Source organism: Cellulomonas triticagri (assembly GCF_003696205.1).
GTDB classification, from domain to species: Bacteria; Actinomycetota; Actinomycetes; order Actinomycetales; family Cellulomonadaceae; genus Cellulomonas; species Cellulomonas triticagri.
This window is the reverse complement of record NZ_RFFI01000162.1, coordinates 1-6,315: the sequence shown is the minus strand read 5'-3', so window position 1 is coordinate 6,315 and position 6,315 is coordinate 1. Positions and strand designations below refer to the sequence as shown.

The 6,315-nt window shown below is 76.5% G+C and carries 5 protein-coding genes and 1 pseudogene; all 6 read left to right on the top strand.

Annotated features, from left to right (window positions below):
* The coding region (locus EBM89_RS18970; protein WP_147463628.1) for a TlyA family RNA methyltransferase at window positions 1-746 on the top strand (746 nt) is incomplete at its 5' end.
* Complete coding sequence (locus tag EBM89_RS18965; RefSeq protein ID WP_122151174.1) at window positions 743-1,615, top strand: NAD kinase; 873 nt, start codon at window positions 743-745, stop codon at window positions 1,613-1,615. The genes EBM89_RS18970 and EBM89_RS18965, both read left to right, overlap by 4 nt.
* A gap of 5 nt (window positions 1,616-1,620) precedes the next feature.
* Window positions 1,621-3,375, top strand: a complete 1,755-nt coding sequence (gene recN, locus EBM89_RS18960) for a DNA repair protein RecN (RefSeq protein ID WP_122151173.1) — start codon at window positions 1,621-1,623, stop codon at window positions 3,373-3,375.
* A 6-nt stretch (window positions 3,376-3,381) separates the two neighbouring features.
* Window positions 3,382-4,572 carry a putative cytokinetic ring protein SteA gene (steA, locus tag EBM89_RS18955; protein ID WP_122151172.1) on the top strand — a complete coding sequence of 397 codons (1,191 nt, stop codon included), beginning with the start codon at window positions 3,382-3,384 and terminating at the stop codon, window positions 4,570-4,572.
* 70 nt (window positions 4,573-4,642) lie between these two features.
* Window positions 4,643-5,713, top strand: a complete 1,071-nt coding sequence (locus EBM89_RS18950; RefSeq protein WP_122151171.1) for a copper transporter — start codon at window positions 4,643-4,645, stop codon at window positions 5,711-5,713.
* Window positions 5,710-6,315, top strand: a pseudogene (locus EBM89_RS18945) (hypothetical protein); the annotation flags it as partial. The gene EBM89_RS18950 and the pseudogene EBM89_RS18945, both read left to right, overlap by 4 nt.

Here is a 6,315-nt window from a genome sequence, read left to right as displayed (position 1 = left end):
TCGCGGGGCGCACGGTGCTGCGCCCCGCGTCGCCGGTGCCCGCCGGCGAGCACCCGGTGGTCGAGCCCGCGACGGACGCCCCGGACGGGCCTGACGGCGCGCCCGAGGCGGACTGGGCCTCGCGGGGCGCCCACAAGCTGCTGGGCGCGCTCGCGGCGTTCCCGGAGGTCGCGGTCGCGGGCCGGGAGTGCCTGGACGCGGGCGCGAGCACGGGCGGGTTCACCGACGTGCTGCTGCGGCGCGGAGCGACCCGGGTGGTGGCGCTGGACGTCGGGCACGACCAGCTCGTGGACCGGCTGCGCGCGGACCCGCGCGTGGACGTGCGGGAGGGCGTGAACGTCCGCTACCTCGCGGCCGGCGACGTCGACCCGGCGCCGGCGCTGGTGGTCGCGGACCTGTCGTTCATCTCGCTCACGCTGGTGGTGCCGGCGCTGGCCGCCGTGGCGGCGCCGGGCGCGGACCTGGTGCTCATGGTCAAGCCGCAGTTCGAGGTCGGCCGGGAGCGGCTGGGCTCGGGTGGTGTGGTGCGCTCGGCGCAGCAGCGGGCGGAGTCCGTGCTGGGCGTCGCGGACGTCGCGCGCGAGCACGGACTGGGCGTGCTCGGCGTGGCGCGCAGTCCGCTGCCAGGTCCGAGCGGCAACGTGGAGTTCTTCCTGTGGTTGCGCCGTGGTCCGGGCGTCGCCGGGGACGACCTCGTCGCGCGGGTGCGCGCGGCGGTCACCGACGAGGAGGGTGCAGGCGCATGAGCGGCAGGCGGGTCCTGGTCGTCACGCACAGCGGGCGGCCGGAGGCGGTGACGGCCGCCGAGGAGGCCGTCGCGGCCCTGACGGAGCACGGCTTCACGCCGGTGCTCGCGGGCGAGGACGTGCCGGGGCTGGCGTTCCACGACATCGAGCTCGCGATGATCCTGGGCGGCGACGGGACGATCCTGCGCGCCGCCGAGCTGGCGCGCTCCACGGGTGTGCCGCTGCTGGGCATCAACCTGGGGCACGTGGGGTTCCTCGCGGAGAGCGAGCGCGACGACATCGCCGAGGCGGTGCGCCGGTTCGCGGCGGGCGACTACGCCGTGGAGGAGCGCACGACGCTGCAGGTCCAGGTGCACGTGCCCGGGCGCGAGGAGCCGGTGACCGGCTGGGCGCTGAACGAGGCCGCCCTCGAGAAGGCGGAGCCGACCCGGATGGTCGAGGTCGTGCTCGAGGTCGACGGGCGGCCGCTGTCGTCGTTCGGCTGCGACGGGGTGGTGCTGGCGACGTCCACGGGCTCGACGGCGCACGCGTTCTCGGCGGGCGGCCCGGTGGTCTGGCCGGAGGTGGACAGCATGATCGTGGTGCCGCTGTCGGCGCACGCGCTGTTCGCGCGCCCGCTGGTGGTCGGCCCGCGCAGCGTGGTGGCGGTCGAGGTGCTGCCGCGCACGCCGTCCGCGGCGCTGCTGGTGTGCGACGGCCGCCGCCGGATCGAGGTGCCCGCGGGCTCGCGCGTCGAGGTGCGGCGGTCGCCGGTGCCGGTCAGGCTGGCCCGGCTGACCCCGGCGCCGTTCACGGACCGGCTGGTCAACAAGTTCAAGCTGCCCGTGGTGGGCTGGCGCGGCAAGGGGCACGAGACGGACGGGGGCTGACGGGCGTGTTCGAGGAGATCACGATCAGCGACCTGGGCGTCATCACCGGCGCCCAGATCCGGCTGCACCCGGGGCTGACGGTCCTGACGGGGGAGACCGGCGCGGGCAAGACGATGGTGCTCACGGGCCTGAACCTGCTGCTCGGCGGCAAGGCCGACCCGGCGACGGTGCGCACGGGCGCGGGCCAGGCGGTCGTGGAGGGGCGCGTCGTGGTGGCCGACGGCTCGCCGGTGCGGGAGCGTGCCGAGGAGGCGGGCGCGGCCGTGGACGACGACGGCGGGCTGCTGCTGGTGCGCACCGTCGGCGCGAGCACGGACGGCTCCCCGGGGCGCTCGCGCGCGCACCTGGGCGGGCGCTCGGTGCCGCAGGCGGTGCTGGGGGAGCTCGCGGAGTCCCTGATCACGGTGCACGGCCAGCAGGACCAGGCGCGGCTGCGGTCGCCCGCCCACCAGCGCGAGGCCCTGGACGCGTTCGCGGGGGCGGCCCACGGCGCCGTGCTGGAGGAGTACCGGCAGGCCTGGACGGAGCGCGGCCGGCTGCAGGCGACGATCGACGACCTGACGGCGCGCCGGCAGGACCTGGCGCGGGAGGCGGAGCTGCTGCGCCTCGGGCTCGCGGAGGTGGAGCGGATCGACCCGCAGCCGGGCGAGGACGTGGACCTGGGGCGGGAGATCGAGCGGCTGGAGCACGCGGAGGACCTGCGGGCCGCCGCGGCGGGCGCGCACACGGCGCTGGTCGGCGACGAGGACGCGGTGGACGACACGGGCAGCGCGGCGGGTGCCGTCGAGCACGCCCGGCGGCTGCTGGACGCGGTCGGCGGTCACGACGAGCACCTGGCCGCGCTGCGCGACCGGGTCGCGGAGGCGGGCTACCTGCTGGCGGACGCGGCGACGGAGCTGTCCTCGTACCTGCAGGACCTGCAGGCGGACCCGCTGCGCCTGGACGCGGCGCAGACGCGGCGCGCGGACCTGGCGTCACTGACCCGCTCGTACGGCGAGGACGTGGCGGCGGTGCTGCGCTGGGCCGAGGAGAGCGGCCGGCGGCTGCTGGACCTGGGCGACGGCGACGAGAAGGTGCAGGCCCTCACGGCGCAGCGCGAGGCGCTGGACGCGCGCCTGGCGGACCTCGCCGGGACGGTGGGGGCGGCCCGCCGGGAGGCGGCCGAGCGGCTCGCCGCGACGGTGTCGGAGGAGCTCGCCGGGCTCGCCATGGCGGGGGCCGTGCTCGAGGTCCGCGTCGAGGCTGCGGCGGAGCTGGGTCCGCACGGTGGAGATGTCGTGGAGATGCTCCTGCGCCCGCACGCCGGGGCACCGGCCCGGCCGCTGGGCAAGGGGGCGTCGGGCGGCGAGCTGTCGCGGGTGATGCTGGCTCTCGAGGTGGCGCTCGCGACGTCCCCGGACCAGGGGGAGCACCGGCCCGGCACGTTCGTGTTCGACGAGGTCGACGCGGGCGTCGGCGGACGTGCCGCGACGGAGGTCGGACGGCGTCTCGCCGCGCTGGCACGCGGGTCGCAGGTGCTGGTCGTCACCCATCTGGCCCAGGTCGCCGCGTTCGCGGACCGGCACCTCGTGGTGACCAAGTCGCGCGGCAGCGCGGGCGGACCGGACGAGCAGGAGACCGTGACGGCGTCCGGGGTGCGGGAGGTCGCGGGGGAGGACCGGGTGCGCGAGCTCGCCCGGATGCTGTCCGGCCAGGAGGAATCCGGCACGGCGCGCGCACACGCAGCGGAGCTCCTGGAGCTGGCGGACGTGGCACGATGAACGGCGATGAAACTCCTGCCCTCGCGTAGACGCTCCGCCGCGCCCCCCGGGGGCGAGCTCGTCGGCCCGGCCCGGGTCGACCCCCGGACCAAGACGCTGACCAAGCGGCTCCGGCCCGGCGAGATCGCGGTGATCGACCACGTCGACATCGACCGGGTCTCGGCCGAGGCGCTCGTCGCCTGCAAGCCCGCCGCGGTGCTCAACGCCGCGACGTCCACCTCCGGCCGGTACCCGAACCTCGGGCCGGACATCCTGGTGTCCGCCGGCATCCCCCTGGTCGACGACCTGGGGCCGGACGTGATGACGCTGCGCGAGGGCCGCACGCTGCGGATCGACGGCGGCTCCGTCTACGACGGCGACCGGCTGGTGGCCGAGGGCGTGCTGCAGACCGAGCAGACCGTGGCGACCGACCAGGCCGCCGCGCGCGAGGGCCTGTCGGTGCAGCTGGAGTCCTTCGCCGCCAACACGATGGACTACCTGCGCCGGGAGCGCGACCTGCTGCTCGACGGCGTGGGCGTCCCGGACATCGTGACGGAGATCGACGGCCGCCAGGTCCTCATCGTGGTGCGCGGGTACCACTACAAGGAGGACCTGGTCACGCTGCGCCCGTACATCCGCGAGTACCGCCCGGTGCTGGTGGGCGTGGACGGCGGCGCGGACGCGATCCTCGAGGCCGGGTGGACGCCCGACCTGATCGTCGGCGACATGGACTCCGTGTCCGACCGCGCGCTGCGCTGCGGCGCCGAGATCGTCGTGCACGCGTACCGCGACGGCCGCGCGCCGGGCCTGGCGCGCGTCGACCAGCTCGGGGTGCCGCACATCGTGTTCCCCGCGACGGGCACCAGCGAGGACGTCGCGATGCTGCTCGCGGACGACAAGGGCGCCGAGCTCATCGTCGCGGTCGGCACGCACGCCACGCTCGTCGAGTTCCTGGACAAGGGCCGCGCGGGCATGGCCAGCACGTTCCTGACCCGCCTGCGGGTGGGCAGCAAGCTCGTGGACGCCAAGGGCGTGTCCCGGCTGTACCGGAACCGCATCTCCAACCTCCAGCTGACGCTGCTGGTGCTGGCGGGCCTGCTCGCGCTGGGGGTGGCGCTCGCGTCCACCACCGCCGGGCAGACGCTCATCGGCCTCACCGGCGCGCGCTGGGACGACTTCGTGTACTGGCTGGGTTCGCTCTTCGGCGGGACGCCGTGACGCGCACCGCCCGCCGCCCCGCCCCTTCCCGTGCCGCCCTCGCGCCGGCACCTGACCGAGAGCTCGCACCGTGATCGACTTCCGTTACCACCTCGTCTCCCTGATCTCGGTGTTCCTGGCGCTGGCCGTGGGCATCGTGCTGGGCGCCGGCCCGCTGCGGGAGACGATCGGCGACACGCTGACCGGCCAGGTCGACCAGCTGCGCTCCGAGCGCGACGAGCTGCGCAACCAGCTCGACGCCGCCGCCGCCGACCAGGCCGCCGCGGACGCGTTCGTGGACGCCGCGGGCACCGACCTGGTCGACGGAACGCTGACCGACCGCCGTGTCGCGGTGGTCGCGCTGGGCGAGGTCGACGCGGACGCGCTGACCGCCGTCGAGGGTCGGCTGTCCGACGCCGGCGCGCAGGTCAGCGCGCGCGTCACGCTGACCGAGGCGTGGTCGTCGACTGACCTGCGCTCGTTCCGCCAGGCGCTCGTGGGCAACATCGTGAGCTACCTCGACCCGGCACCGGCCGCCGACGCGACGGTGGACACCTCCGTCGCCGAGGCCCTGGTCCAGGGCCTGACGGGTGCGGACCCGGCGCAGCCGGACGCGCTGAGCGGCGACGCCGCGACCCTGCTGGAGCTGCTCACCTCGGGCGACTCGCCCCTGGTGACCCTCGGCGAGGAGGTCACCGCGCCCGCGGACGCCGTCGTGCTGGTCACGCCGGGCATCGCCGCCGAGGCGGTCGCCACCGAGGACCCCGCGGACACCGAGGAGGCCGAGGCCGTGCTGGCGTCGCAGGTCGCGCTGGCCCGGGTCGCGCAGACCCGTTCCGAGGGCGCCGTGGTCGTGGACGGCCCGGTCGTCCAGGGCTCGCTGGTGTCGACGATCCTCGCGGACGGCTCGGCCGCCGACGCGCTGACGACCGTGAGCGGCGCGGACGGCGTGTCCGGCCAGGTGTCGGTGCCGCTGGCGCTCAACGCCACCATCGGCGGCACGACCGGGCACTACGGCTACGGCGACGACCTCACGGTCCTGCCCGCGACGACCGTGCTCCCGCTGCCCGACCGCACCCCTGCCGGCACCGAGGGCCCCGACGCGGGTGCCGGTGACGCCGGTGACGCGGGCGCCGACGCGACGGCGGGTGCCGAGGGATGAGCACCGGGGGAGCGGGCGTCGTGCGGCGGCTCGCCGCGCTGGCGACCGCGCGCCTGACGACGTCCGTCGTGCGCGGCGTGCTGGACGACGACCCGCCGGGCGGCGCCCGGCAGTGGGAGCGCACCAACCACCGCGGCGAGGCGGTCAGCCTGCTCGGCGGTCCGGCCGTCGCGGCCGGCGTGCTCGCCGGGTCGCTGGTCGGCGCGCCGTCGGTGCGGGACGCGGCCGCGCTGACGGTGGCGACGACCTCGGGCACGGCGTTCGGCCTGGTGGACGACCTCACGGAGGACCGCGAGGGCGAGGTCCGCAAGGGCCTGCGCGGTCACCTGGGTGCGCTCGCGCGCGGCGAGGTGACCACCGGTGGTCTCAAGGTGCTGGGCATCGGCGCCGGGGCGCTCGTCGCCGCCGCGCTGAGCCGGCCGCACGACCCGCTCCCGTCCGGCCGGGGTGGTCGCGCGCTGGTGCGGCTCACCGACGTGGCGATGGACGGCGCGCTGATCGCCGCCACGGCGAACCTGGTGAACCTGCTCGACCTGCGGCCCGGGCGCGCGCTGAAGGCCGCGGCGCTGGCCGCGGCCCCCGCCGGGGTGCTCGGCGGGCGC